The organism is Nocardia sp. TBRC8007 (assembly GCF_056629435.1).
Genome location: NZ_JBWSOR010000002.1, coordinates 216258 through 241545, shown reverse-complemented (window position 1 = coordinate 241545; position 25288 = coordinate 216258). Strand labels below are relative to the sequence as shown.

Annotated in this window: 19 protein-coding genes and 1 pseudogene; 5 read left to right on the top strand and 15 right to left on the bottom strand. The window is 61.1% G+C overall.

The genetic code is table 11. The features are described from left to right. Nucleotides 1-16 precede the first annotated feature (16 nt). From ACX4ZE_RS03705 to ACX4ZE_RS03695, 3 genes are all read right to left on the bottom strand, one after another. Entirely contained in the window at nt 17-1555 is a 1539-nt protein-coding gene (locus tag ACX4ZE_RS03705; RefSeq protein WP_480271955.1) for a cobyric acid synthase, read from the bottom strand. Between the two features lie 52 nt (nt 1556-1607). Continuing rightward, nucleotides 1608-2471, bottom strand: coding sequence for a type I methionyl aminopeptidase (map, locus tag ACX4ZE_RS03700; protein WP_480271840.1), 864 nt, complete (start codon nt 2469-2471; stop codon nt 1608-1610). 246 nt (nt 2472-2717) lie between these two features. Further along, nucleotides 2718-3014 carry a DUF4254 domain-containing protein gene (locus ACX4ZE_RS03695; RefSeq protein ID WP_480271839.1) on the bottom strand — a complete coding sequence of 99 codons (297 nt, stop codon included), beginning with the start codon at nt 3012-3014 and terminating at the stop codon, nt 2718-2720. A 992-nt stretch (nt 3015-4006) separates the two neighbouring features. On the opposite strand from ACX4ZE_RS03695, the gene ACX4ZE_RS03690 reads away from it, so the two are divergent. Further along, nucleotides 4007-7423: a protein kinase domain-containing protein gene (locus ACX4ZE_RS03690; RefSeq protein ID WP_480271838.1), complete on the top strand. Its 3417-nt coding sequence runs from the start codon at nt 4007-4009 to the stop codon at nt 7421-7423. Between the two features lie 47 nt (nt 7424-7470). Here ACX4ZE_RS03690 and ACX4ZE_RS03685 read toward each other — a convergent pair whose 3' ends face one another. Further along, the gene (locus ACX4ZE_RS03685; protein WP_480271837.1) at nt 7471-8772 is read right to left on the bottom strand and encodes a diguanylate cyclase domain-containing protein; all 1302 of its coding nucleotides are present in this window, start codon (nt 8770-8772) and stop codon (nt 7471-7473) included. 292 nt (nt 8773-9064) lie between these two features. Then, on the bottom strand, nt 9065-9748 hold the full coding sequence (locus ACX4ZE_RS03680; protein ID WP_480271836.1) for a PAS and ANTAR domain-containing protein: 684 nt from the start codon (nt 9746-9748) through the stop codon (nt 9065-9067). A 508-nt stretch (nt 9749-10256) separates the two neighbouring features. Here ACX4ZE_RS03680 and ACX4ZE_RS03675 point away from each other — a divergent pair. From ACX4ZE_RS03675 to ACX4ZE_RS03660, 4 genes are all read left to right on the top strand, one after another. After that, on the top strand, nt 10257-11117 hold the full coding sequence (locus ACX4ZE_RS03675; RefSeq protein WP_480271835.1) for a helix-turn-helix domain-containing protein: 861 nt from the start codon (nt 10257-10259) through the stop codon (nt 11115-11117). Between the two features lie 124 nt (nt 11118-11241). Further along, on the top strand, nt 11242-11739 hold the full coding sequence (locus ACX4ZE_RS03670; RefSeq protein WP_480271834.1) for a hypothetical protein: 498 nt from the start codon (nt 11242-11244) through the stop codon (nt 11737-11739). Between the two features lie 211 nt (nt 11740-11950). After that, nucleotides 11951-12448, top strand: a complete 498-nt coding sequence (locus tag ACX4ZE_RS03665) for a peroxynitrite isomerase (protein ID WP_480271833.1) — start codon at nt 11951-11953, stop codon at nt 12446-12448. 827 nt (nt 12449-13275) lie between these two features. Then, nucleotides 13276-14265 (top strand): ETX/MTX2 family pore-forming toxin, encoded by a 990-nt coding sequence (locus tag ACX4ZE_RS03660; RefSeq protein WP_480271832.1) that lies wholly within the window; start codon nt 13276-13278, stop codon nt 14263-14265. Nucleotides 14266-14335: 70 nt separating this feature from the next. On the opposite strand, the pseudogene rpsN reads toward ACX4ZE_RS03660, so the two are convergent. The 10 genes and pseudogenes from rpsN to dxr form a co-directional block, all read right to left on the bottom strand. Further along, a pseudogene (gene rpsN / locus ACX4ZE_RS03655) lies at nt 14336-14407 on the bottom strand (type Z 30S ribosomal protein S14); the annotation flags it as partial. Nucleotides 14408-14683: 276 nt separating this feature from the next. Beyond that, nucleotides 14684-15379, bottom strand: coding sequence for an MFS transporter (locus ACX4ZE_RS03650; protein WP_480271831.1), 696 nt, complete (start codon nt 15377-15379; stop codon nt 14684-14686). A gap of 49 nt (nt 15380-15428) precedes the next feature. Beyond that, nucleotides 15429-15755 carry a TetR family transcriptional regulator C-terminal domain-containing protein gene (locus ACX4ZE_RS03645; protein ID WP_480271830.1) on the bottom strand — a complete coding sequence of 109 codons (327 nt, stop codon included), beginning with the start codon at nt 15753-15755 and terminating at the stop codon, nt 15429-15431. A 3-nt stretch (nt 15756-15758) separates the two neighbouring features. Continuing rightward, nucleotides 15759-16037 carry a TetR/AcrR family transcriptional regulator gene (locus ACX4ZE_RS03640; RefSeq protein WP_480271829.1) on the bottom strand — a complete coding sequence of 93 codons (279 nt, stop codon included), beginning with the start codon at nt 16035-16037 and terminating at the stop codon, nt 15759-15761. A 52-nt stretch (nt 16038-16089) separates the two neighbouring features. Continuing rightward, nucleotides 16090-17769 (bottom strand): ABC-F family ATP-binding cassette domain-containing protein, encoded by a 1680-nt coding sequence (locus ACX4ZE_RS03635; protein ID WP_480271828.1) that lies wholly within the window; start codon nt 17767-17769, stop codon nt 16090-16092. A gap of 140 nt (nt 17770-17909) precedes the next feature. Further along, entirely contained in the window at nt 17910-18773 is an 864-nt protein-coding gene (locus tag ACX4ZE_RS03630; RefSeq protein ID WP_480271827.1) for a GNAT family N-acetyltransferase, read from the bottom strand. Nucleotides 18774-18856: 83 nt separating this feature from the next. Then, the gene (ispG, locus tag ACX4ZE_RS03625) at nt 18857-20008 is read right to left on the bottom strand and encodes a flavodoxin-dependent (E)-4-hydroxy-3-methylbut-2-enyl-diphosphate synthase (RefSeq protein WP_480271826.1); all 1152 of its coding nucleotides are present in this window, start codon (nt 20006-20008) and stop codon (nt 18857-18859) included. Between the two features lie 235 nt (nt 20009-20243). After that, entirely contained in the window at nt 20244-22079 is a 1836-nt protein-coding gene (gene asnB, locus ACX4ZE_RS03620) for an asparagine synthase (glutamine-hydrolyzing) (protein ID WP_480271825.1), read from the bottom strand. Nucleotides 22080-22661: 582 nt separating this feature from the next. Then, on the bottom strand, nt 22662-23861 hold the full coding sequence (locus ACX4ZE_RS03615) for a M50 family metallopeptidase (RefSeq protein WP_480271824.1): 1200 nt from the start codon (nt 23859-23861) through the stop codon (nt 22662-22664). A gap of 167 nt (nt 23862-24028) precedes the next feature. Then, nucleotides 24029-25168 carry a 1-deoxy-D-xylulose-5-phosphate reductoisomerase gene (gene dxr / locus ACX4ZE_RS03610; protein WP_480271823.1) on the bottom strand — a complete coding sequence of 380 codons (1140 nt, stop codon included), beginning with the start codon at nt 25166-25168 and terminating at the stop codon, nt 24029-24031. Nucleotides 25169-25288 lie beyond the last annotated feature (120 nt).

Genomic DNA, 25288 nt, shown 5'->3' with positions numbered 1-25288 from the left:
CGCTGGAGCGCCGACGTCAACCGCGACTCGCATCGGTGGATACGGCGTCGGCGACCACGGTCGGCAGGCCGGCGGGGGCTCCCGCGCTGAGCAAGCGCTCGATCGCCGCGACGTCGAGGTGGTCTTCCACTAGATCAGCCAAGAGGTCGAGTTGCGCGGCACGCACCGCGGTGACCGAAACATCGTCGACGACGACAAAACCTGATCGTCCCGCAGCTGCGGCGACCGTACGCAGCCAGGTGCGGCGCAACTGATCCGACTCCAGCAATCCATGCAGATGAGTGCCCCATACCGCGCCGCGGATACTGCCCTCCGGCTCGCCCTCGACTGTGAGCCATGCCGAGTCACCGCGGTGTATGACACGACCATGATGGATCTCATAGCCGTGCACAGCGATCCCCGCGGCGTGCCCTTCGCTGCGGCGCAAGACCTTGGTTTCAGCGAATTCGATGGTCAGATCGAGTAGTCCGAGCCCTTCGACCTCCCCTTCACCGGACTCGATGTGATCAAGGATGCGGGCACCGAGCATCTGATACCCCCCGCAGATGCCCAAGATCGGCGCGCCCGCGGCAGCGCGCGAGCGCAAGGCGTCGGCGATCCCGGTGCGACGTAACCAACGCAGGTCCGACACCGTCGCCTTGCTTCCTGGTACGACCACTAGATCTACCTCCGCCAGCCGGGACGGTTCGCTCACCCAGCGCACCGCGACGCCCGGCTCGCAAGCCAGTGCCTCCACATCGGTGGAGTTGGAGACGCGCGGCAGCCGAACCGCGGCGACGGTCAGCCATTCGGCGCCCACCGGAGGGCGAGGACGGCCGACCGGGGCATCGGAGAGAGTGCCGAGCGAATCCTCCGCGTCGATCCAGAGTTCCTCGGCATAAGGGAGTACCCCTAGAGTCGGGCGACCGGTGAGCTCGGTGAGCCTGTCCAGACCTGGTCGCAGCAACTCACGCGCGCCGCGGAACTTGTTGATCACAAAGCCCGAGATCAAATGCTGATCTTCGGGCTCCAGGATCGCGAGGGTACCGAACAAGTGAGCGAGCACACCGCCGCGATCGATGTCACCGACCAGCAACACCGGCAGCCGCGCGGCACGGGCGAGGCCCATATTCGCCAGATCCGTGGCACGCAGGTTGATCTCGGCGGGCGAACCGGCGCCCTCGCAGATCACCACATCGAATTCGGCTCGCAACGCCGCGAGTTCGGTCGTCACGACAGCGCGCAGCTTCTGTCGATGTCGAACGTAGTCCGCGGCGCCGACGGTACCGACCGCGCTCCCCCGCACCACCAACTGCGAGCGCCGGTCGCTGCCCGGCTTGAGCAGTATCGGGTTGAACCGCACACTCGGTTCCAGGCCGCATGCCCGCGCCTGTAAGGCCTGCGCCCTGCCTATCTCTCCGCCGTCCAGGGTGACCACAGAGTTATTGGACATGTTCTGCGCTTTGAACGGCGCGACGCGCACGCCACGCCGGGCCAGCATCCGGCAGATCCCGGCCACTACAACGCTCTTGCCCGCATCCGAAGTCGTGCCTGCGACCAGCAGTGCGCCCTTCATCGCGAGCAAGCCTCGATCCCGCCCGAAAGCATCCCGACGGCCAGATCTCCGATCACGGCAGGGTCAGGATCTCGGCCCCCGATTCGGTGACGACCAGAGTGTGCTCGAACTGCGCAGTCCATTTGCGGTCTTTGGTGACCACAGTCCAGCCATCGTCCCAGATCTCGTAGTCGACACCGCCGAGATTGATCATCGGCTCGATGGTGAACGTCATACCCGGTTCGAGGATGGTCTGCACCGCAGGCTGGTCGTAGTGCAGGACGACCAGGCCGCTGTGGAACGTGGGACCCACACCATGGCCGGTGAAGTCGCGCACCACTCCATAACCGAAGCGGTTGGCGAAAGATTCGATTACCCGGCCGATCACATTGAGCGCCCGGCCCGGCCGGACCGCCTTGATAGCCCGGCTGGTGGCTTCCTCGGTCCGCTCCACAAGCAGGCGCGCCCGTTCGTCGACGGCACCGGCGAGGAAGGTCTTGTTGGTATCACCGTGCACACCGTGGATGTAGGCGGTGACATCGATATTGACGATGTCACCGTCCTCGATCACAGTGGAATCCGGGATGCCGTGGCAGATCACCTCGTTCAGGGAAGTGCAGCAGGATTTCGGAAAGCCCTTGTAACCAAGGGTCGACGGGTACGCGCCGTGGTCGCACATGTACTCATGCGCGATACGGTCCAGCTCGTCGGTGGAGACGCCGGGCGCGACGGCGCTACCCGCCTCTTCCAGCGCCCGCGCGGCGATCTTGCCCGCGATCCGCATCTTTTCGATAGTCTCCGCGCTCTGCACCCAGGGCTCGTGCCCCTCGTCGGCGGTCTTCTTCCACACATATTCCGGACGCTCGATGGCGCGCGGAACTTCACGAATAGGCGACAGCGTGCCGGGAACGAGCGGCTTACGAGTGCGGACAGACATAGCGAACAGCGTAATCGGACGACCGGGCCGGTGCCGAGACCAGCCGGAACCGCACCGGACCATGGTCCGATCGCGGTATCCAGCAAGCTCACCACAGCGAGCTACCGCGCCCGCCCGGCTCCGACACTATCGGTGCCCCACTCACTATCCGTGCCCCACTGCCGACTACGCACCGAGACTACGGCAGACACGCCACGGCTGGTCCGCCACATGGCACACCGGACCAGGCGCCGCACTGCGACGCGGTCATCGCTCGGGCAAACGGCGGCGACCACCGGCTACATCGATAACTAGATCGGTATATCCATCCACGAGTTCGGCCAGTTGATACCAATACTTATGGGTATTGTCACTGCGCGCGCCTTCGTCATGAATGACCCGATTCGCATGCACCCAACTGCGCGCCATCCGGTCCACCACCGCACCGAGGCTTTCGGTATGCAGCGAAGCCCCCTGCCGATGCTGCGGTAGTTCCTGTGCGACCCACTCATTGATCTCATCGATGAGTTCGCCACATCGACAGTCTATTTCGGTAATCATCATGATATTCCTCGCCTGCGTGCGATGTTGATGCAGTACGGCGAGAGTATGTGCGAACCGCAGAAGTTCCTGATCTTGGAAACGACGTCCCTGGAAAGCACATAATAATTGCGGTGCCGTCGGCAGCGTGCCGACTGTCGGCGCGCTCACCGCCCCGCCTCTGGTTTACCCGACACCAACGCTCTTTGTACCAACATAATTGGCTCTCGATTCGGTTGTCCCGGTCATCGTATCGGTTGTCGCAACTAGGCTAACTGGATAATGCGCGCGCTGATGGCAGAACGCAAGATTGCGTCCGCATTTTGCCGTCAAGGCCTCCTGATAGCACGCAGAGGCCCAGAGCATACCGGCCGCAATCGATTACAGCTCCGCTACTGGTCTCGACAGCGGCGGTCACGATCATCGAACACCGCGCAGTCAGCTCGGCTCCCACTCGCTACCATCATGTTTCACTCTCGCAGCAGCGACAAATCTTGCAAAATAAAGTCTTTCAACGCGATATATCCGCCTGCTCGTAACGCACTATGAGAATACGAGCGACCAATCGGATTCCCCCAGACGGCTCGATGCGATCGAAAACAACAGCGCGAGCATGCGTCCATACCGACGGCCCCGGCCACAAGGGCCATGACGATCCGGGTCATACGCTCTCCGCGCAGGAGAGACAATATCGTGATGGACACCGCCGAACGCACATCACGCAGATCGCGGGCGAGGTCACGATGCCAACCGCCACAGTTCCAATCGGCACAGTGAGTAATCACGAAATATTGTAAGTGATGTAAATCATATTACTAATCGGTAATCTTGCGACCATATGTTCATCCATGGCCCGATAGCGCACCCGCTCCTGTCATAGCGACGGCAACGGTCGAACCGGCCGAAACGTACGAAATTCTCTGATGAGAAGGGTCGCACGCATCCAACGCGGAATGCTTCGGGCATAAACTAGGTGTCTATCGCAGGACCGTAGCCACCCGACGCAGAGCAGGGCCATGACTGGTTGGGACCCGTTCACAACACAGCAAGATCGGCCTCCAGGGATCGAGCTGGAGGGCGAAGGGCTCGACAACCCCGAAACGATCGGCAGAGGTGGATTCGGGGTAGTTTACCGCTGTTGGCAGCGCGCGCTGAATCGCAGCGTCGCGGTCAAGATCCTCACCACACAGCCGGATCTGGAACCGGAGAATGTCGAGCGATTCCTGCGTGAGCAGCAGGCGATGGGCGTACTGTCCGGACATCCGAATATCGTGCCGATCCTTCAAGTGGGTGTCACCGGGAGCGGACGCCCGTACTTGGTGATGCCCTACCATTCGCGTGGTTCTCTGGACAACCACATCCGCCGAGAGGGCTTTCTACCAGTGCCCGAGGCGATCGGCATCACTATCAAACTGGCAGGCGCCCTGGAGACCGCGCATCGAGCCGGGATACTGCATCGCGATATCAAACCAGGCAATGTCCTACTCACCGATTATGGCGAGCCACAACTGTCCGACTTCGGGATCGCTCGCATCGAAGGTGGTTTCGAAACCACCACCGGAGTGGTTACCGGTTCCCCCGCCTTCACCGCGCCTGAAGTGCTGCGCTCGGACATTCCATCGGCGGCTTCCGATGTGTACGGCCTCGGCGCGACCCTGTTCGCCATGATCACCGGCCACGCGGCATATGAACGCCACTCCGGCGAGCAGATCGTCGCCCAGTTCCTCCGGATCTCTACCGACCCGCTCCCTGATTTACGATCCGATGGCATCCCCACCGAAGTCTGCGCTGCCATCGAGGCCAGTATGTCGCGTAATCCGGCGGATCGTCCGCCCTCAGCCGCCGCATTCGGGGAGTTGTTGCGTGATATCCAGCGCCGTAACGATATGCCGGTCGAGAGCATGTCCTTGCCTGTCACCGATCACCAGTCACTTCCTGGACTCGATACGCGTCCATCGACCGCCGCCTCACGATCTCCCTCGGCTCGCCTCAGGACGCCGCCCGCACCCGAAACGAAGTTCCGCCCGGCGATGTCCACCCGCCCCCTGGTCCATCGTGATCGGCTGATCGCCGCCCTGCACGCCGAGCCACAGCCACGGCTCGCTGTCATCCATGCTCCTGCCGGGTTCGGCAAGAGCACGCTGGCCGCCCAATGGGCCAAGCATCTCACCGAGACCGGTGATGTCACCGTGGCCTGGATGAATGCCGATCCAGACGACAACAATGTCGTCTGGTTGCTCACCCACTTGATCGAGGCATTCGACCGGGCCGATCCGACGTTGGCACCCGACCTCGCGCCCATGCTCGAAGAAGGCGATGACACTGCCGCACGCTATGTGCTCACCACGCTGATCAATACCATTCACGAGCGTGGCGAACGGTTCGCCCTCGTCATCGACGACTGGGACCGAATCTCCGGCCCCGCTGCCGTCACCGCCTTGAACTTCCTGATGGAGCGAGGCTGCCACCACCTGCAAATCATCGTGACCAGCCGCTCCCTGGGGAGTTTGCCACTCGCCACCATGCGGGTTCGACATGAAATCGTCGAAATCGATGCCACCGCATTGCGCTTCGATGCCGAAGAAGCACGTTCGTTTCTCGCCGCACAAAGCGGCCTCACCCTGGACGAACAGGAAAGCATCGAGCTGCGCGACTGCACCGAAGGCTGGGCCGCCGCACTGCAACTGGCTTCGCTGTCTCTACGCGAGCATCGCGACCCCGCTGAGCTGATCACCCACCTGTCCGGGCGCCATCACACCATCGCGGAGTACTTGACCGAAAATGTACTCGACACCGTCGAGCCGCAACTACTCGATATCATGCTCAAAACCTCACTTCCCGAACAAATCTCCGGCAGCTTGACCACCGCACTGACCGGCATGCCGAACGGGCAGACACTGCTGGAGAATCTCGAACGCCGCAATCTTTTCCTGCGCCGGACCGACGACAGCGGCGAATGGTTCCACTACCACCATCTGTTCGCAGATTTCCTCCGGCAACGCCTCGAACGCGACCAGCCCGAGCACGTACCCGAACTACACCGTGCTGCCGCCACCTGGTTCGCCGACCACGGAATGCTCAGCGAGGCGATAGACCATGCGCTGGCCTGCGGAGACAGCGAAAAGGCTGTTGACATGGTCGAAGCGAGGACCAGGGAAATGGTGCAAGAGGCCCAGCTCGCGACATTTCTAGGACTAGTTGCCAAACTTCCACCGGCGGTTGCTTGCGCACGCCCACGGCTGCAGATCGGGGTCGCTTGGGCAAACGCCCTACTGCGGCAGTCCACCGAACTACACGCTGCACTGCGAATGGCCCGGGCATCGCTCGACCAGTCCACGACGACCGGCTCTGATCTCGCGGTAGAGGCCGACCTCATCGAGGAAGTGGAGCGGGTGTTCGCCGATCACGTGGAAGGAGTGGACACCGTGGTCACCGAATGCCTGGAGCGAGCCGACACCCTGGGACCATGGTCGCTGTGTACGGCTGCCAATCTGGCCGCGTTCTCCGCGTTATGCCGGTTCGACTACGATAGAGCACGCGAATGGCACGATTGGGCCACCCGCTATCATCGGGAAACCCGCAGCTCATTCATTCTGATGTACAGCCACTGCATGGTCGGCATTGCCGCCATGGAAGAGCTTGACATCCCTACGGCAGAACACAGCTTCCGCACTGCGGTGCAGATCGCCACTCCCGCTTCGGGCCCGAAATCCTATTCCGCGCGCTTGGCGGGTGCTTTACTCGGCGAGCTGCTCTACGAGCAGGACTGCCTTCCTATAGCTGAAGAGCTGCTGAACGAGGCCGGACAACTCGGCACCGAGGGTGGCCCGGTCTCGTTCCTGATGGCCGGCTACGCCACCGCCGCTCGGCTCGAGGCCTTACGCGGCGACCTCGAAGCCGCCGCCCGACGCCTGGAAGAAGGCGCCGAGACCGCGCGTACCTTGAGACTGCCGCGACTGGCCGCCAGGGTAGCCAATGAGCAGGTTCGGCTCGGGCTCACCCCCACCTACCTCACCGAACCCACGGCCGGAGAAGACGGTATCGCGACAATGACTGCGGAGCTGCAAGAAGATTCCGCGATCCGGATGCTCTTACGCTCCGGAACCAGGGCACAGATCGCCGCCGCCACCACCCGCGCCGAGCAGCTGCACGACTCCATCGACGCAGCTCGACGCCCGCGCAGCGCAGCGCGGGCACAGACGCTGCTCGCATCCTGTCTCACGGCAGCAGAGCAGACCGACGCCGCGAAGGAAGCCCTCGTACCGGTGCTGGCCGCCTACGCTGACGTCGGACTCATCCGCCCGCTGCTCGACGAAGGCCCGTGGATCATCACGCTGTTGCGGTCGCTCGACCACGATTTCCAGAAGGGCAGCTGGAAAGAAGACTGGCCGATCGTCCCACCGGCTTTTCTGCACCGGTTACTCAGCGGCTGAACGAAACACCACAGAACTTTCCTACCCGCACAGTGGCACGCCTCGGCTCACAACACAGGCTGTGGTCCACAAGTGGTGTCGGTATCGGGAATGTGTAATACCCACCGGCCTTTGCCATCGGCCTTCGCACGGTAGAGACACATGTCGGCGGCATCGAGCAACGACTCGGCATCCACATCAGCGACCGGGGTCAGGACCGCACCGATGCTGATGGACATGCGCAGTCGCCGGTTGCCGACGATGATCGGCTCGATCAACGATTCGAGCAGGCTATTGGCCACAGTGGCCACTCGGTGATCGCTCGCAGGTGGCGGAATCAGCACGACGAACTCGTCACCGCCGATCCGGGCGATCAAGCAACTCGCACTGCGCACGCTGTCTTGTAAACGAGTGGCGACCGCAGTGAGGATCTGGTCACCCGTGCCGTGACCATAATGGTCGTTGACGTGCTTGAAACGATCGATATCGACAAAACACAGCCCTACGCGGTCGCCGCAGTGAGCACCTGAGATCATCGCGTCGATTCGTTCGATGAGATGTCTACGGTTCGGTAACCCGGTGAGCGGATCGTGTCGGGCCTGCCGGTGCAGCTCTTCCCGCATCCGGTGCTGCTCGGTAACGTCTTCACCGACCGCGAGCAGGTAGTCGTTCTGCCCTGTATCACCCTTGACAAAGGTGATCGCGAAAGCGGCCCATCTGTAGCTGTGGTCCGCACGCCGAATTCGCTGTTCCAGCTTGACCGTGCCTGCTCCGGCCGGGACCAGCTTCTCGTACACCAGCGTACGGATGGCATCCCTGTCACTCGGGTGCGCGAAATCGTAGACCGATATCCCCCGGAGCGTTTCGATCGGGACCCCGACCATCTCGGCCAGTCCACGATTGGCATCCAGTAGCGTCCCATCGGTGTCACCGATACCGATCGCGATCGCGGCGTTGTCGAAGACGACACGGAAACGTTCGCTCCCTGCTCGGTTCGCCTCACGCACTGTCTCCAACCGCCGCCCCCCATGGGCGTACATTCGCATTTCGTATCCTTGCCCGACCTCGGCGAGTAGCGCGGCGAGCCTTCGACCCGCGCGCGGGTTCTCACTTCGTTCGGCCAAGCAATACAGTACCTGCGCGGATGCGCTCAGCACGGCCGGGCCGACTATACCTATGGAGACCAGCACAGCCCCTACTCGAGCACCGATACTCGCGTCGAACAGTTCTGCTTCGATACCCAATACCAGATCCTCGATAAGCCCTAGGAGCACTGCTTCCGGGTCTTTGACGGTCACCTGGTCGTCAGTGACCGCCTGCAATGCGCGCCACCACGCGTTTGCCAGGGTGACGAGCTCGACCTTTTCCACGTAACCTCCTCACCATTCAGGTCGGAGATATCCCCCGAGGCATCGTATCCACACATACCCTAGAACGTCGAGTATTTCCGCTTGGAAGTACTCGACGGAGCGGACAACGAGCGAGCGGTTACCGGATCAGAGGAGCCGGTAACCGCTCGCTTATCGAAACGACTGTGCCGCGCGGCACCTCGATTGTCCGAATCTCAACTTCCTCGCCAGAACGGTCGGGCCAGGATTCAGCCGATCGGAATGCGCGACAGTAACCGACATTTCCTGATCGGCCCCGCAGCCTGGCTCACTTTCACTCCGCGGCCACGGCACTGCCGTGCATAGTCAGCAGCAGGTGGTCGAATCGGGCACGCTGAGAAGCCGGAGCTCCACCCATAGCGAGGATCTCGGTGACCAATTTCTGCGCCAAAGCGCGCAACTTGATATTGGTTTCCTGTGAACGCCATTGCAGTACTCGGAACGCCTGCTCAGCCTTGATGCCGTAGACAACCATGAGCACGCCTTTGGCCTGCTCGATCACCGCGCGTGATTCGACCAGCTCGGGCAGGGTGTCATCGAGGATCTCCTGACGATTCTCTTCGAGAGTGTCGGATACATCGACGAAATAGCCGGTCACACCGACCAGCATGTCCCACTCGTCGAGCATACGGTCGGCAATCACGATGACGTGATGTACGCGCCCAGCGGTATCGATGACACGATGGCGAACCCGGAACGGACCGCCGGTCCGAATGACGGCGGCGACGACCTGGGTGACCAATGTGCGGTCGTCTGGATGCTTGTGCTCCAGCAGCAACTCGGTGCTTGGTTGCACGCTCCCGGCGTAGCCGTAGAGCGCGGCGGCTTCATCCGACCATTCCCATCGCTGATCTGTCGGCCAGAAGCGGAAGCTACCCACTCTCTGCGGTGCACCCGCTAAGACGCCGTCAACCGCGGCGACGCTCATCGGCGACGCGAGGTGATCTATCCTCGTCACGCGGTCATTATCTACTGTCACTCATGCGAAGCAGCGTGGAACACGAGCCTATGCCAAACCGTAGCAAACATTTCGCAATCTTACGTAAACCGCACTTATTCCTGGTAAATACCAGATCACTCCCCCGTCTACATCAGGAGAGCAAATTATTGGCAATGTCTCACTTCTCAGAGCGCGGCACTGCCGATTCCCCGATGCACGGCACCCCTGCTTCGCGCCCCCGCACGTGGTTCCCGTTCCAGCCCGCGGGGCGACACGACGCACCGGACGGCGCACTGCGCCGCCATGCGGGTCCGGCCGATATCCGGCTTGGTTTGCCGTGCAGGTGCCGACTCTGGGGCATTTCCTCTTTCTCTCCTGGAAAGCATTGAACATAACGTGGATCACTGGAGGTAGTCTCTGTTGCTGTGCCTACACGGTCGTCGCGGATTCACTGCACGAGGACCGTATTCAGGTGCGAACGCTGTAACGCGTTCCAGCAAGTGCGCGGACCGAAGGGGTTGTTCTGATGGCAGGCAAGCGCACCGTCCTGACCGTCCGGTTGCGGCGGCTGGCGGCGATGCTGCATGAGATGCGCGAAAACGCCCAGCTCAGCAAAGAAGAGGTCAGCGCGAAGACCGGGATCAATGTCACCACGCTGTATCGGATCGAGACCGCGCAGGCCCGCCCGCAGCGACGCACCCTCATGGCGATGCTCGACCTGTACGGCATCGGCGACGTTCAACGTGAGGATGCGCTGGCATTGTTGGCGGATGCGTTGAAACCCGGTATGGCACGTGCCTACGAAGGCAGCGTGACGGAGGTATACGCCGCCTATATCAACTTCGAGGCAGAGGCCCGGTCGGCCCGCCACTACCAAAGCTCGATCATCCCAGGGCTTTTGCAGACTTATGAGTACACAACCGCGGTAATCAGCACCTCCATGCCCGTGCTGGCGGCATCGGTTATGGAGAGCAGAGCGAAAGCCAGGATGGATCGTGCCGCCAATCTGTCCAAAGAAAAACCGCTCGAGCTCTGGGTGGTCATGGACGAGGCCGCGATCCGGCGCATTGTCGGCGGCCCCGCGGTGATGCGCGGCCAACTCGAACGACTACTGCAGGAAACCAAGCGCAAGAACGTGATCCTACAGATCATGCCGTTCGACGCGGGCGCGCATCCTGGCATGGCCGGCCCCTTCACTCTGCTGGACTTCCCCGAGCCCGCCGACCCCGAATTGGTCTACGTGGAAGGCATCGCGGGCGACGAACTGATCGAGGGACATGCTGAGATCCGCCGTTTCGGCGTCATCTTCGACCAATTGCGCGCCATGGCGTTGAGCCCTAGGGATTCCGTCGCCATGATCGTGGATGCCGCACGCCGGATGGACTAGGCGTGGTCCATCCACCAACTGCCCGCGGCATGACCGCGTCTATGGTCCGCCGAAGGTTCGTCGACTACTGGCGCCCCGGCGCCACAGATGACCGGCCACCGTCCTATGGGTAAGGTGGGCCCCGATGACCAGCATGGAATCCCGTTTCGGAGCCGCGATCCGGACCGTGCCCCTCCCCAGCCCGTGGAATCTGACCGCGTATCTGGCTGCGGTGGCCACGTACCGCGGCCGTTCGATCAGCCTGCACCCCGTTCCCAAGGCAACCTTGACCGACAGCGGCTGCCGCGGCAGCGGTCTGTGGGTAGCACGCAAACACGACGACATCATCGTGTACGACACCACGACGTCCAGTCATCATGCCGACCACATCATCGTGCACGAAATCGGCCACATGCTGCTGGACCATCACACAGACCGCGAGCGCGACCAGCCGACGCCGCCCACGGTGTCCGTCATCCCGCCCTCGATCTCACCGTACTCGATCGAACATGTGCTCGGTCGCGCCGAATTCGGCGCCGATCGTGAGCGGGAAGCGGAGATGTTCGCCGATATGACCATAGCGCACGCGACATTGCCGCGACGGCGCCATCGGTCGTTCCGGCTCTTCGGGCGAGGCGGATAGCTACCAGAGACCGCCATGGTCGCCATCTCCAACGCCATCATGCTCGGCCGCCAAGGCCGTCCGGACGAAGCCGTAGAAGCGCTCGCCTGAGACATCCGAGCCCTGGACGCCGCCGACAGTCTTACAACTGAATAAGATGAAGCTATCCTTATTTCGGATATGCGCAGGGAGCGCCGGAACGGTATGCCGCCTACGAGTTAGGCTGGCTGCTGTGGTCGAACCAGAGTCCCCTATTGCTCCACATCCGGATATCGCTCCGCTCGCGCCATTGCTCGGCACCTGGCGCGGTAGCGGGCACGGCGAGTACCCGACTATTCGACCATTCAGCTATATCGAGGAAATCCGATTCGGTCATCTCGGTCGACCATTCCTCACCTACCAGCAAAAAACCCGTGCCATCGACGACGGCCGACTACTGCACGGCGAAACCGGCTATCTGCGCTGCCCGCGCCCCGGTCACATCGAATTGATCGTCGCTCACCCCACCGGGCTTACCGAAATCTGTGAGGGATCCTTCGCCATCGAAGACGGCACACTACGTATGGAGGTGGACTCCACCAGCATCGGGCGCAGCGGCACCGCGAAACTCGTAACCGCCCTGAGTCGCTCGATCCGCCTGTCCGGCGACACCATCCACTACACACTGCGCATGGCGGCGGTCGGCGAACCACTACGACATCATCTCGCAGCCACCCTGCATCGGGATTGACCCAGGAGAGCTGTCCAGCATCGGCAGGCACCAGGCAATGAGCGCTATCCGTTTAAGTTACGTGGAAGCTGCGCGGCAGCTGTGCCCAGGCAATTCCATCCCGGGCCAGGTAGAACACCGCGTCCAGGATCAGCCGGCGTGGCCATTTCTCCGGTCACCCATCTTAGCCTGCGGTATTGCCGGGTGGCTGCAACAGAGGCTCCAGTGGTACCCACTCGGAGTAGGTCAGCGACGAGGACGGGTAGAACGAGCACTACAGCGGCTCACCGCGGGCCGGGCACGACGAACCTGAACAGATAAGCGTCCCTTGGCATAGGGACTCTCAGTGAACGGACGGCAGGTGTAGTAGCCCCATTCGTACCGGTGCCGCGACGCGCTCTTATGTCGGTCGGCGAACGCTCGGACCCGCGGTAGTCGATCGGACGAACGGAAGCCGTCACGCGGCGGCGGATAATTCGGCATTGCCTGCTGGGCAATGTCATCGGAAAGGTGCTCCTCACTCGCGATTAATTTCCCTCAGCGAAAAGGGTTATCACAGTTCGGAGCGACCTTCTTCATCTAACGATCGGAGAGAGGGGCCGCAGGTAGGAGTGCGAGTTCACCAGAAATTCTTGTACACACCGGGCAGCTCACCTCAGTGCACCATTTCGCGCAGAAAGACGCGACAGAAACCGAAAACGCGGGCAGCACAAGGGAATCCGCTCCACCGCTATGAAATAGGATACGCAGAGCACCAAACCGATCACCACGCATGATCAGATCTCAGTCAGGACCATTATGAAGAAAAAGAACAAAAACGAACTTCGTTGACAATATCTCACGGGGACGTGTCTACTGAGCTTCGCCAGAAGTCCATCGACACAGTCGTGGTGGATTTGGTGCGCATCATCGAGCACCTGCAGTATTCAAGAATTGAGCAAGCGGAGAAGGATCTGACCATGAAACGTAGCATCAGTGTTGCTGCTGGTATGATATCTGCGATATCCACCGTTTTCCTCGCGACGATTCCCGCACATGCGGCCACCCCCAAGATCACCAAGCTCGATGATGTACTCAGAGATCAGCTCTGGAACTTCACCTATGCGGATTACGCTAAGGCGACGTTCACCCATTCCGCCGTGGCGCTCGCGGGAAGTCCCCGGATCACTCTGGGTAAACAGTGGTTCGCGGGCACGTCGACCTTGCGGAACAGCAGTGACAAGGAACAGAACCTGACCAGCCAGAGCTTCTCCAAGACCATAGCCAACTCGACGACATCGTCGGTCACGCAAGGGCTCAGCATCTGGACCAAGGTATCGGCCTCGCTGGATATCGGGAAGGCACTGAAGGTAGGCGCCGAACTGAATACGACCTGGAGCTTCAGCCAGACCCACAGCACTACAAACTCCCAGTCGATGACCTACACGGCTCCCGGACAGACCATCAAGGTTCCCCCGCACTCCACAGCCACCGTCACTGTCAACTTGCAGCAGTCAGTGGCCAGCGGAAACGTCGACCTGACCACCGATATCGGCGGCTCCATCTTCCCATGGGCTTGCTCGAGCAAGCCACGGATCTGCGCACCCGGCGGTGTATACCCGATCTATCAGTCGATCAAACATTCGCAAGACACCGGAAAGACCCCGAAATCAGTGAAGACTCCCCCACTGCCCGAAGGATTCTCGCTGAACAACGCTGACCAGACGCTGCACTTCAAGGGGGTCGGAACCTACACTGCCACCTACGGAGCGAATTTCACAGTCCATGTTTCGATTAAACCGGATGCTCCCAACGCACCTGCACCCAAAACCTTGACACGAACTTTCAAGGCGTTCTGAGCTACACATACTCACTGCGGACCCTCTCCCTTCACGATCGGGAGAAGGCCCGCGGCTCAGAAACGCAAACTCACCAGAAGCTCCTGCGCACACCGGGCAACTCGCCTTGGTGTGCTCTCTCGCACAGACAAACGCGGCAGAACCCGAACTACGGGGCGCGCAAGAGAACCCGCTCCACTGTCGGGAAGAGGCAGCAGGCGCTTGTCCCCGATACCGAGTTTCGGCTGGACATGTTCCTGGGAGCTGAGAGGGCTGCCAACGGTACAACTCTGATGTATCCGACGTTCGTCGTCCGCAGATGCGTCGCAAGCGACGAGGATTATTGCTCCGGAACGTGTCAGTTTCTGGTGCAGGCCACTCTAGCCTGCACCGTTGCCCGAGAACGGCCACAACCGAAGAGTTCGAGGTCGATATCCGGTCATTCGCGCAACGGCACTTGCTTCGAGGCTCCGATGGCGAGGACCAACAGCGCCGAGGCTCGAGCGACGAGCGGTCCGGCGAGCAGGTAGAAGCGGGCTTGGATCGCCGGAGAGTTCCAGAACGCGATATCACCCCAGACCGTGCCCACCACAACAAGGATGGAGAACGGTACCGGACGCAGCAGCCAGAACACTTCCATTATGCCGATGAAGATGCCGATTCCGGTGACCAATGTGCGGGCAGGGCCCCAGCGATCGGTTGCCATGCCTCCGGCCCAGATACCGACGATGCCTGCGAATCCCGACAGACTGAACGCAAGGGCACGCTTACCACGCTGAGGATGAGACCGTATAAGTGAGATTCTAGTCATGAGCAGGGTGTTCGCCAGGAGCCCGAGGGATACAGGTGCGATGGCGAGCGCACGCAGCTGGTCGCAGATGCCAAATACCTCGCCGGTCTCCTCGTGCTCGCGAGGCAAGGTGGCGAGCAAGAAGACCAAAGTAGCGATGCCTGCCACCGCCACCGCGACAAATGTTGCGCGCCAACCGTAGCGACCGCCGATCCAGGTGCCGATCGGCACACCGGCAGCGATCGAACCGGTGACACCGAGCGCCACTACCGCCACATACTTTTCTGTATGGGTGCGCAGAGCTCGTTCGGCCGCGACGAGTAGCGCGAACAGCCATACGGGCACAACTTCCCGTTCTATGCGGTATCGGTTCGGTGATAGTGCGGGTATCAGGTCAGTGAGTAGTCGGCGCGGGAAGCAACACCGTGCACAGGTGCGCCCGCAATGTCTTACGGAGACGTTCGACACCGATCGATCCGTGTGGTGTCACCGCACCGAGGGTCAAACAGCCCATCATCGCGGTGAGTCGTTCGGCCTGCTCGGCCGGTTCGGGTACATCGAGAACACGAAGCGCGTCCGTGATCACCTCACGCATATCGGTGGCCATCTGTTCGGTCACCGACCGGAGAATCGGATTCACTCGTGCGGTAAAGATGAACTCCAGCAGCACAATCGACTCGATGCGGCGATCGTCATCGACCGGTAGCAGCTCCTCGACCAAGGCTTACATGGCGTCGACAGCTTGTGTGCCGGTGAGCCCGAACAGTGCTTCGACCGGATGCCTGGCGAACCTTTCCCCCATGCGATCACCGATTTCCGTCATGACCACGACGAGCAAGTCGTGGTGATCGTCGAGGTAATGGCGTACAGATCCGATATTCAACCCCGATTCGGCGGCGACCTTACGCAGCGATACGCCGACGAGACCTTCGGAAACCACGAGCCGAAACGCCGCCTCCACGACTTCCCTGCGACGCATTTCCGGGTCGACCCGAGCCGGCACCCGCAAACTGTATCGCGCATGTGATAAATCGTGAAGGCGATACATCTCGCGGTCATGAGCGCTGACGTACTACGCGTTTTTCGTCCCACACCGGTTCGGGCGACTCGTACACGGCGCCGTCGGCGCCGAAGACCAGAAATCGGTCGAAGTCCCGCGCGAACCACCGATCGTGGGTGACCGCGAGTACGGTCCCCTCGAATCTGTCGAGCGCGTGCTGAAGTGCCTCGGCGGAGACGAGATCGAGATTGTCGGTGGGTTCGTCCAGCAATAGCAGGGTCACACCGCTGAGCTCGAGCAGCAGGATCTGCAGCCGTGCCTGTTGTCCGCCGGACAGTGAGTCGAAATTCTGCTCCGCCACACCCGCCAGCTCATACCGAGCCAGCACCCGCGATGCCTCCTCGCGCGGCAAGCCCGACCGATATTCATCACCCCGATGCAAGATCGATACCAGCGTGCGCCCGACCAGATCGGGACGTCCGTGTATCTGCGCGAACCATCCGGGGCGGACTCGGGCACCCAGCCGCGCGACTCCCGAATGCGCCACCGGGTCTATCGGCACATCCCCCACCGGCTCATGTTCCGGCTCCGGAACGCTGCCGCCGGCAGCGAGCAGGCGCAGGAAATGCGACTTGCCCGAACCATTGGAGCCCAACACCGCGACCCGGTCGCCGAACCACACCTCGGTGTCGAACGGCTTCATCAGCCCGGTGAGTTCCAGACTTTCGCAGACCACGGCTCGTTTGCCGGTTCGCCCGCCGCGCAACCGCATCGATACATGCTGCTGCCGCGGCTGAGCGGGGGGCGGGCCGACTATTTCGAAGCGCTCGAGACGCGACTGGGCGGCGCGGTACCGCGAGGCCATATCCGAGTTGTAAGAGGCCTTCTGCTTGTACATCCGCATCAGAGTTTTCAGCTTGGCGTGCTCGTCATCCCATCGGCGGCGCAACTCGTCGAAGCGCTCGAACCGCTCCGTGCGAGCCTGCTGATAGGTCTCGAAACCGCCCGGATGCACCCAGGCGGTGTTTCCGGCCGCGCCGAGCTCGATCGTGACGATGGTCGGCGCGGTACGAGCCAGCAGTTCGCGGTCGTGGCTCACATACAGAACGCTCTTCTCTGTTTCGAGCAGCCGGTCCTCGAGCCACCGTTTGCCAGGAACGTCGAGAAAGTTGTCCGGCTCGTCGAGCAAAAGCAGCTCGTCGGGGCCACGCAGCAGGGCTTCCAGGGCAAGACGCTTCTGTTCGCCGCCCGAGAGCGTCTGAACACGACGCCATCGACACCGTTCCAGAGGCATGCCGAGCGCTTCGGTTGTGCAGACATTCCACAGCACTTCGGCGTCGTACCCGCCGGCGTCTCCCCACTCGGACAGCGCCGTCGCATAACGTAATTGCGTCACAGTGTCGTCGTGGTCGATCATGGCCGCTTCCGCCGCGTCCACGGCCGCTGCCGCCTGGCGCAGCTGCGGAGTCGCCACCGACAACAGCAGATCGCGCACGTCGGCACCCTCGCGCGCGATGAACTGGCGCATGACCCCCAGGCTGCCGCTTCGAGTCACGGCGCCGCTGTGCGGAGCCAGCTCGCCCGAGACTATCCGCAGCAAGGTGGTCTTGCCGGAACCATTGGCGCCGATCAGCGCGGTCTTCGTCCCCTCGGCCACCCGGAACGAGATTTCGTCCAGCAGCACCCGACCATCGGGAAGGTTGTACGAGATCGCGTTGATATCGATATACCCCACGAGGCAAATCTATCGAAGATGTGATAAATAGCTACTCAATTACGAGACGTCACGGACATGCCGTCATCCGCGTATCCAACGCTTTCTTCGTCAGCTCGTTCAGCGGATTCCCGCGACGGCTCGAGATTCGCCGTGGACGATCAGTCGACCAGGATGGTGGCGAAGGTCGCGATCTGGCGGAATCCAATTCGGCTGTAGGCACGGCGAGCGATCTGATTGTAGTCGTTCACGTACAAGCTCGCGGTACGACCCGAGGCGACCACCGCGTTCGTGATCGCCGCGGTACCCGCTGTGCCACGCCCTTTCCCCCGATGCTCCGGATGCACCCAGACTCCCTGGATCTGACCGGTGCGCTGGGACAACGCACCGACCTCTGCCTTGAAAACAACCTCCCCGTCTTCGAATCGGGCCCAGGCGCGGCCGGATTCGATCAGGCTCTGGATACGGCGGCGGTACCCACGGCCGTCATCACAGGTGCGGGGATCGACACCGATCTCCGCGATGAACATGGCGATCGCCGCCGTGAGGTAACGATCGAGTTCATCGAGACGCACCCGGCGGACCTCCGGATCCGGCGTGACCAGTGGCGGCCGAGCGAGGGCAAGCAGCGGTTGGTCCGGACGCAACTCTCGTTCAGGTCCCCACTGTTCGACCAGCATCTCCCACAATGGCAGGGCCAGTTCCTTACGACCGACTACTGAGGAACAGGCGCGAGGCCAACGGAGCGCCCGATCCGCGAACGCGCGCAGTGCGCACCGGTCGCCCAGTAATGGCACCAGATTCGCACCAGAGAAGCACAGCGACACCCCGGGATCGTCCCTGGTCCAAAGTTCCCCCTGCCCGCACCGAGTATCCAGACCGAACTCCTGCAACCGAGCGGCGACCATGCACGAAGCCACCGGATCGGCATCCAGCACTCGCAGAACCCACGCCAGGTCCTGATTGGTGAGCTGCCGTATGGGGGCATATCCGGCCCGACGTGTCGGCACCAACAGACTCCGCACGATGATAGCCTGCCACGAACCGGCGCCACACGGAATCCACATTCTGAAAACGCAGGCGGACAGTCGGGATCACCGAGGTCTGTTCAGCCGACGGTAACCACCGGCTCGCCTGCGACCTCACCCATCTCCTCAGCGAGACGCATGGCCTCTTCGATGAGGGTTTCCACGATCTTCGCCTCCGGAACCGTCTTGATGACCTCGCCTTTGACGAAGATCTGCCCCTTGCCGTTACCGGAAGCCACACCCAAATCGGCCTCGCGCGCCTCACCCGGACCATTCACCACGCACCCCATGACGGCCACCCGCAACGGCACTGCCATGCCCTCCAGGCCCGCGGTCACCTCATGAGCCAGCGTGTACACGTCTACCTGGGCCCGTCCACACGACGGGCACGACACGATTTCCAGCTTACGCGGGCGCAAGTTCAACGATTGCAGGATCTGCGCACCGACCTTGACCTCCTCGACAGGTGGCGCCGACAGCGACACCCGGATAGTGTCGCCGATCCCCTCCGACAGCAGCGCACCGAACGCCACCGCCGATTTGATCGTGCCCTGAAAAGCCGGGCCCGCCTCGGTGACACCGAGATGCAGCGGATAGTCGCACTGCGCTGCCAACTGACGGTAGGCCTCTACCATGATCACCGGATCGTTGTGCTTGACCGAGATCTTGATATCGCCGAACCCGTGTTCCTCGAACAGACTCGCCTCCCACAACGCCGACTCCACCAGCGCCTCCGGGGTGGCCTTGCCATGCTTCGCCAGCATGCGCTTGTCCAGCGAACCGGCATTCACGCCGATACGAATCGGTATCCCCGCGGCACCCGCGGCCTTGGCGACCTCCCCGACCCGACCGTCGAACTCCTTGATGTTGCCGGGATTGACGCGCACCGCGGCGCAACCGGCATCAATCGCCGCGAAGATGTAGCGCGGTTGGAAATGGATATCGGCGATCACCGGAATCTGGGATTTCCGCGCGATCGCGGCCAGCGCGTCGGCATCCTCCTGACGCGGACAAGCCACCCGCACGATGTCGCACCCGGACGCAGTGAGCTCCGCGATCTGCTGCAGCGTGGCGTTCACGTCGTGCGTCTTGGTGGTGGTCATGGACTGCACCGAGATCGGATGCTCACTGCCCACCCCGACATTGCCCACCAGGAACTGGCGGGTCTTGCGCCGCGGAGCGAGCACTGCCACGGGAGTGGTCGGCATCCCCAATCCGATTGCGCTGGTCACCTTCGGCTGCCTACTTTCGTCGTGTTCGGCCTATATGGTGTCGAGTCTAGCCCCGGCGCATTACATCCACCCCATGGCAGCGACAACAATCCGTCTCGCGCGGCTGTTCGCCACTGTGATATAGCCCGAACAGGCGCTGGTGACCTCGCCCCGAACTACGCATTCCTCCGCAACGGCCATTGTAGGCACCCCACACTGCTACCGATTCCGACGAATAGGCCATGGCAGAAGCGACTCAATTTTTCGACTCGTCGTGCACAGTGAGCCCGTATTGTTTTTCGAGAGCGTCGATAGCGATGATTTGTAATGCGAATGCCTGCAGATAACAAATGCCCACCATACGCAGGACATAGCGGAAAATAATTCCACTACCCAGCAGAATTATCAATGGCGTCCGGTAGATCTTCGAAACAATTCCACCTCGCTTGCGACTCTCGGCGCATATCCGCAATAACTCACGACGCAGGCTCTCGATCTGAGCAGGGTCTTCCGAATAAGGAAACATACTCTTCTTGCGATACACGATGTCATCATTGAACCGACCAGAAAAACTATCACGAAGAAGCTTCTTCTCCTCCTCGACGTACTTCAATTCAGAAGGAAGACCGAATACATACTCGGCGAGTCGATGGTCACAATACGGAACACGAAGCTCGAGGGAATGCGATGCGCTGAGGTGATCGGCGCGGTCGAGTTGATATGGCAGTACGAAACGGAGTTGTAGATAGTGCATAATCTTTCCGTTGTCTTCCCTGATCCGCTGCGGCAGAGCGGAAATCTCTTTGTCGAAGTACTTGCGTACTTCGACATCGGCACGTCGCATCTTGATGAATTTTGGATTCAGCACCGCGAATGCCAGTCGCGCATTGCGCGAGGCGAAGTACGGAGATAACTTCTTTGTATCGGTCTGCCAGTAGTAACCAAGGAATACTTCATCCGCCCCCTCGCCTGACAGGACCACCGTATCGGATTCTGTGATCTTCTCGTAGAGCTTCAACATCGAAATCTCACTGGGAATTGTTACCACATTGTCCCGAACCAGCGCGCAGCGTCGCCCGTATTCGATGGCACCACCTGCCAGATCGAACTCTTTCAGAGTATGTCCGGCTTCCGCGGCTACTGTTCGCGCATAGACGAGATCCGATCCGGTCATGTAGCTCTTATCGGAATGCTCCTGCGCCTTATGTTCACCGATAGCATACGCGCGGGTGCCTCCACCGATCTCACTGGAAAGGTACGCCACCAGAGAAGAGTCCAGACCACCACTCAACATCACCGAATAATCGACATCCGACCGCATCCGCAACGCGACAGAGTTTCGCAGAAGTCTACTGACCGTCTCTAGCGCTTCTTCACGACTATCGGTATTGTCCCCCTCGGGAAGGTCCCAGTATCGAGTACGACGCAGATGTCCCGACCGGAGACACAGGGAAGCGAATTCACCACCGCGAAGCGCCTCGATTCCATCGAACAAAGTCATCGGGGGAAGAGGGCTCCCATAGAGCAGTGATTGCAGTAAGCCCATTCGGTTCAAGACAGGCGCCGAGCCCGGATCTATTCGTTTTTCGGCCGTGAGAATCCCTTTCGGCTCGGAAGAAATAATCGCGTAGCGTGACGCCATCTTGAAGTATAGCGGTTTGACACCCAAACGATCACGGCACATGAGAATATTTTTGTCCACGCGGTCGAGCAATACGAATGCGAAGTCACCGTTCAAACGCTCGATCGCGTCTTTGCCCCAGCACTCCAATGCAGTGTTCAGAACCTCGGTATCACTGTGCTCCCGGAACTCATACCCAAGATCCCTCAATTCCTCGCGCAACTCGAGATAATTGTATATTTCGCCGTTGAACGCGAGGACATACCGCTCGCCGACAACAGGCTGCCGACCACCCTCGAGGTCGATGACTTTCAATCGCGTATGCCCTATACCGACATTACCCTCGACCCATATCTCCGCGTCATCAGGACCACGGTGTGCAAGCCGGTTATTCATATCACCGAGTAGATCAGATATCTCGGCCGATCCGAGATCCACACACCACGATACGACAACATTTATACCGCACATTCGAGATGCCTTTTCTTATACTCGCTCAACGGCTGATGCGCTGTCATCGACCACGTACCCGAGCGCTCAGTGACCCGACAGCTCAGTAACTACCACTATAGGATTCGGACCGATCAGCTGAAGCGGAAGAAACGAACTCGTCGCAGGAACAGTGAGCTCCGGTTCGATAAAATCGTTCTGCCGCAAAATTTCGCAGACGACGTACGCTACACACCCATCATGCCACCGAGTTCACAGGCTAGGAGAACAGCGCCCCAGCGACGATCGCCTACCGCTAATATAGGGTAGCAGGGTCCAGTGAGAATAGAAAGATACTCACCCGGAAGACTGTTCGGCTCTGTCGACATATTTATGTATACATGCATACAAGAATATGTCGATACTCAGGCTTCTCAGCACACGACTCATGACTCGATCATCTGGAGCGCGCGAACAAGAAGAGCGCAAGGTCCGGAGAAAGGGAGCCCGGTTGATCAACTCACGAGCCACCTTCCGTATCAGAATAATTGCATAGATAAAGACCTACGGGCAGTTATGCATACCTGGAATATGCTAGCCGATTGCGGAAAAAACTCCATCTGATTACGGAAACAGCTCTATCGGATTGATGATGTCCGCGGTCAGTGTCAGTAGCATATAGGCGCCGCCGAGCGCCACGAAAGCATAGGTGATCGGCAGTAGCTTCAGATAATCGACCGGAGCCCCCGGAGGCAGCCTGCGAAGGCCGCGCACCACATCACGGATCTTCTCATAGAGCACCACCGCGATATGGCCTCCGTCGAGCGGCAATAAGGGGAGAACATTGAAGGCTCCGAGGAAGAAGTTCAGGCTTGCCAGCAGCAACACGAATACTTGCCACAGGCCGGCGGCAGCGGTCTCACCACCGATACGGCTGGCACCGTAGACACTGACGGGAGTCTCCGGGTCACGGACACCGCCGGTAACTGCCTGCCACAAGTCCACGACCTTCGCAGGCATCCGAGCCAAGGACCGGAAGGTTTCGACCGCGAGATCGCCAGTGAACGCGACAGAAGCGGGAATTGCCGAAAGCACGTTGTACTGCACTGGACCATAGGATTCCGCGGCGACTCCGATGGCACTGATCTCACGTCCTTGCCCGCCGTCCGTGTAGCGCATCACTCGGTCCGGCGTCACCGGAATCACCAGTGTCTGTCCATCGCGCTCGATGGTGTACCTGATCGTGCCCACGCTCTTCTGCGTCTCGGCGACAAGCTGAGACCATTCCCCCACCGGAACGCCGTTGACTTTGGTGACCACATCGCCGCGTCGTAGGCCATCGCGCTGCGCGGGACCTGGACCCGTGCAATCCTGCGAGATCCCGCCGGGAAGCTCACCGCGGATACAGCTCATGGCACCCAACGTGGTCGGCGCGGGCTGTTTCAGGTTCGGCAGCCCCCAACCGACCGCGAGAACTATGATCAAGATCAGCCCGAGGAGGAAGTTCATCATGATGCCGCCGGACATGACGAGCAGTCGTTTCCAGGTGGCCTGACGATACATCGCGCGATCGAGCTCTTCCGGACTCAATTCGTCCAGTGCCGTCATGCCCGCGATATCGCAGAAGCCGCCGAGAGGGAGCGCTTTGAGACCGTACTCAGTCTCGCCGCGACGGAAAGAGAAAACTTTCGGTCCGAAGCCGATAAAGTAGCGGCGGACTTTCATGCCGGTCGCCTGGGCGGCCCACATATGCCCACATTCGTGCAACGCGATCGATATCGTGATGCCGAGCGCGAACAACATGAATCCCACAGCGAACACCATTTGCTCTACAGCCCTCCTGCGTTTGCGCAGCTCGTTTCATCCGGCACGCACGCGTCCGCTCCTGGCCGCGAGCACTTCGACCACCATAACCGGGTATAGACACACCGTGCGTGTTCAGTGTGCCAGGACCCGCTCACGGTGCGAGTCCGGTCATTCGCGTGATCGCTTCAGGACCGAATATGGGTGGCGGCGAACTCCCGCGCCCAGGCATCGGCGGCAAGGACCTCCTCGAGCGAATCCGGCTCGGCACGCCATTGCCCAGCCGCCTCGACCACAGCAGCGATCGTGCGAACAATGTCTGGAAAACGAATGGCTCCATCCAGAAAGGCACGCACCGCCACTTCATTGGCAGCGTTGTACACCGCGGTGACACTGCCACCGGCCTGCCCAGCCGCCCTTGCCAGTTCGATGGCCGGGAAGACCTCGGTGTCGACCGGTTCGAACGTCCAGGTGGACGCGGTGGTGAAATCGCACGCCGCGGCAGCACCTGGCACTCGGTCCGGCCAGCCGAGCGCCAGCGCGATGGGTAGCTTCATATCCGGCGGGCTCGCCTGGGCCAGGGTGGAGCCATCGATGAAGGTAACCATCGAATGCACGATCGATTGCGGATGCACGGCGACGTCGATGCGATCATAAGGAATGCCGAACAGCAGGTGCGTCTCGATCAGCTCGAGTCCCTTGTTCACCAGCGAAGCCGAGTTCAGCGTATTCATCAGGCCCATCGACCACGTGGGGTGCGCTCTCGCCGCAGCGGGATCGACCGACGCCAGCTTCTCGGCAGTCCAGCCTCGAAACGGCCCACCGGAAGCGGTCAGCACCAAACGATCGACTTCCTCGGCGCGACCGCCGCGCAAGCATTGCGCCAGCGCGGAATGCTCCGAGTCGACCGGGACGATCTGGTCGGGAGCGGCGGCGCGCGTCACCAAAGTTCCGCCCGCGACCAAGGATTCCTTATTGGCGAGAGCCAAGCGGGCGCCCGATTGGAGGGTGGCCAAGGTCGGCTCCAGGCCGAGCGATCCGACCAGAGCGTTGAGCACGACATCCGCCTCGGTGCGACGCACCAGTTCGGTCACCGCACCCGGACCGCCCAGGGCGAGGTCCAGCTGACTTGCCGCGGCCGGATCGGCGACGGCGACATTACGCGTGCCGGTGGCGGCCATCTGCGCGGCGAGCAACGCGGTATTGCCGCCACGCGCGGCGAGCCCGACCACCTCGAAGCGATCGGGGTTGGCAGCGATCACCTCGAGCGCTTGGGTACCAATGGATCCGGTGCTGCCCAGCAGCAGAACTCTCACGATGTCGGACACAACTTCATTGTGTCCTACCGCGAGAAGCCCACACGATGGGCGCGGGCCGACTTATAACGACGCACCGTCGTATGTCACGATATGTATCAACAGCTCATCGAGTGAGTACCGAGAACTCGG

Bases quoted from the DNA above. Each gene is read 5' to 3' on its own strand.
- ACX4ZE_RS03705 (WP_480271955.1), bottom strand. From the start codon at position 1,555: ATGAAGGGCGCACTGCTGGTCGCAGGCACGACTTCGGATGCGGGCAAG.
- map (WP_480271840.1), bottom strand. From the start codon at position 2,471: ATGTCTGTCCGCACTCGTAAGCCGCTCGTTCCCGGCACGCTGTCGCCT.
- ACX4ZE_RS03695 (WP_480271839.1), bottom strand. From the start codon at position 3,014: ATGATGATTACCGAAATAGACTGTCGATGTGGCGAACTCATCGATGAG.
- ACX4ZE_RS03690 (WP_480271838.1), top strand. From the start codon at position 4,007: ATGACTGGTTGGGACCCGTTCACAACACAGCAAGATCGGCCTCCAGGG.
- ACX4ZE_RS03675 (WP_480271835.1), top strand. From the start codon at position 10,257: ATGGCAGGCAAGCGCACCGTCCTGACCGTCCGGTTGCGGCGGCTGGCG.
- ACX4ZE_RS03670 (WP_480271834.1), top strand. From the start codon at position 11,242: ATGACCAGCATGGAATCCCGTTTCGGAGCCGCGATCCGGACCGTGCCC.
- asnB (WP_480271825.1), bottom strand. From the start codon at position 22,079: ATGTGCGGTATAAATGTTGTCGTATCGTGGTGTGTGGATCTCGGATCG.
- ACX4ZE_RS03615 (WP_480271824.1), bottom strand. From the start codon at position 23,861: ATGGTGTTCGCTGTGGGATTCATGTTGTTCGCGCTCGGCATCACGATA.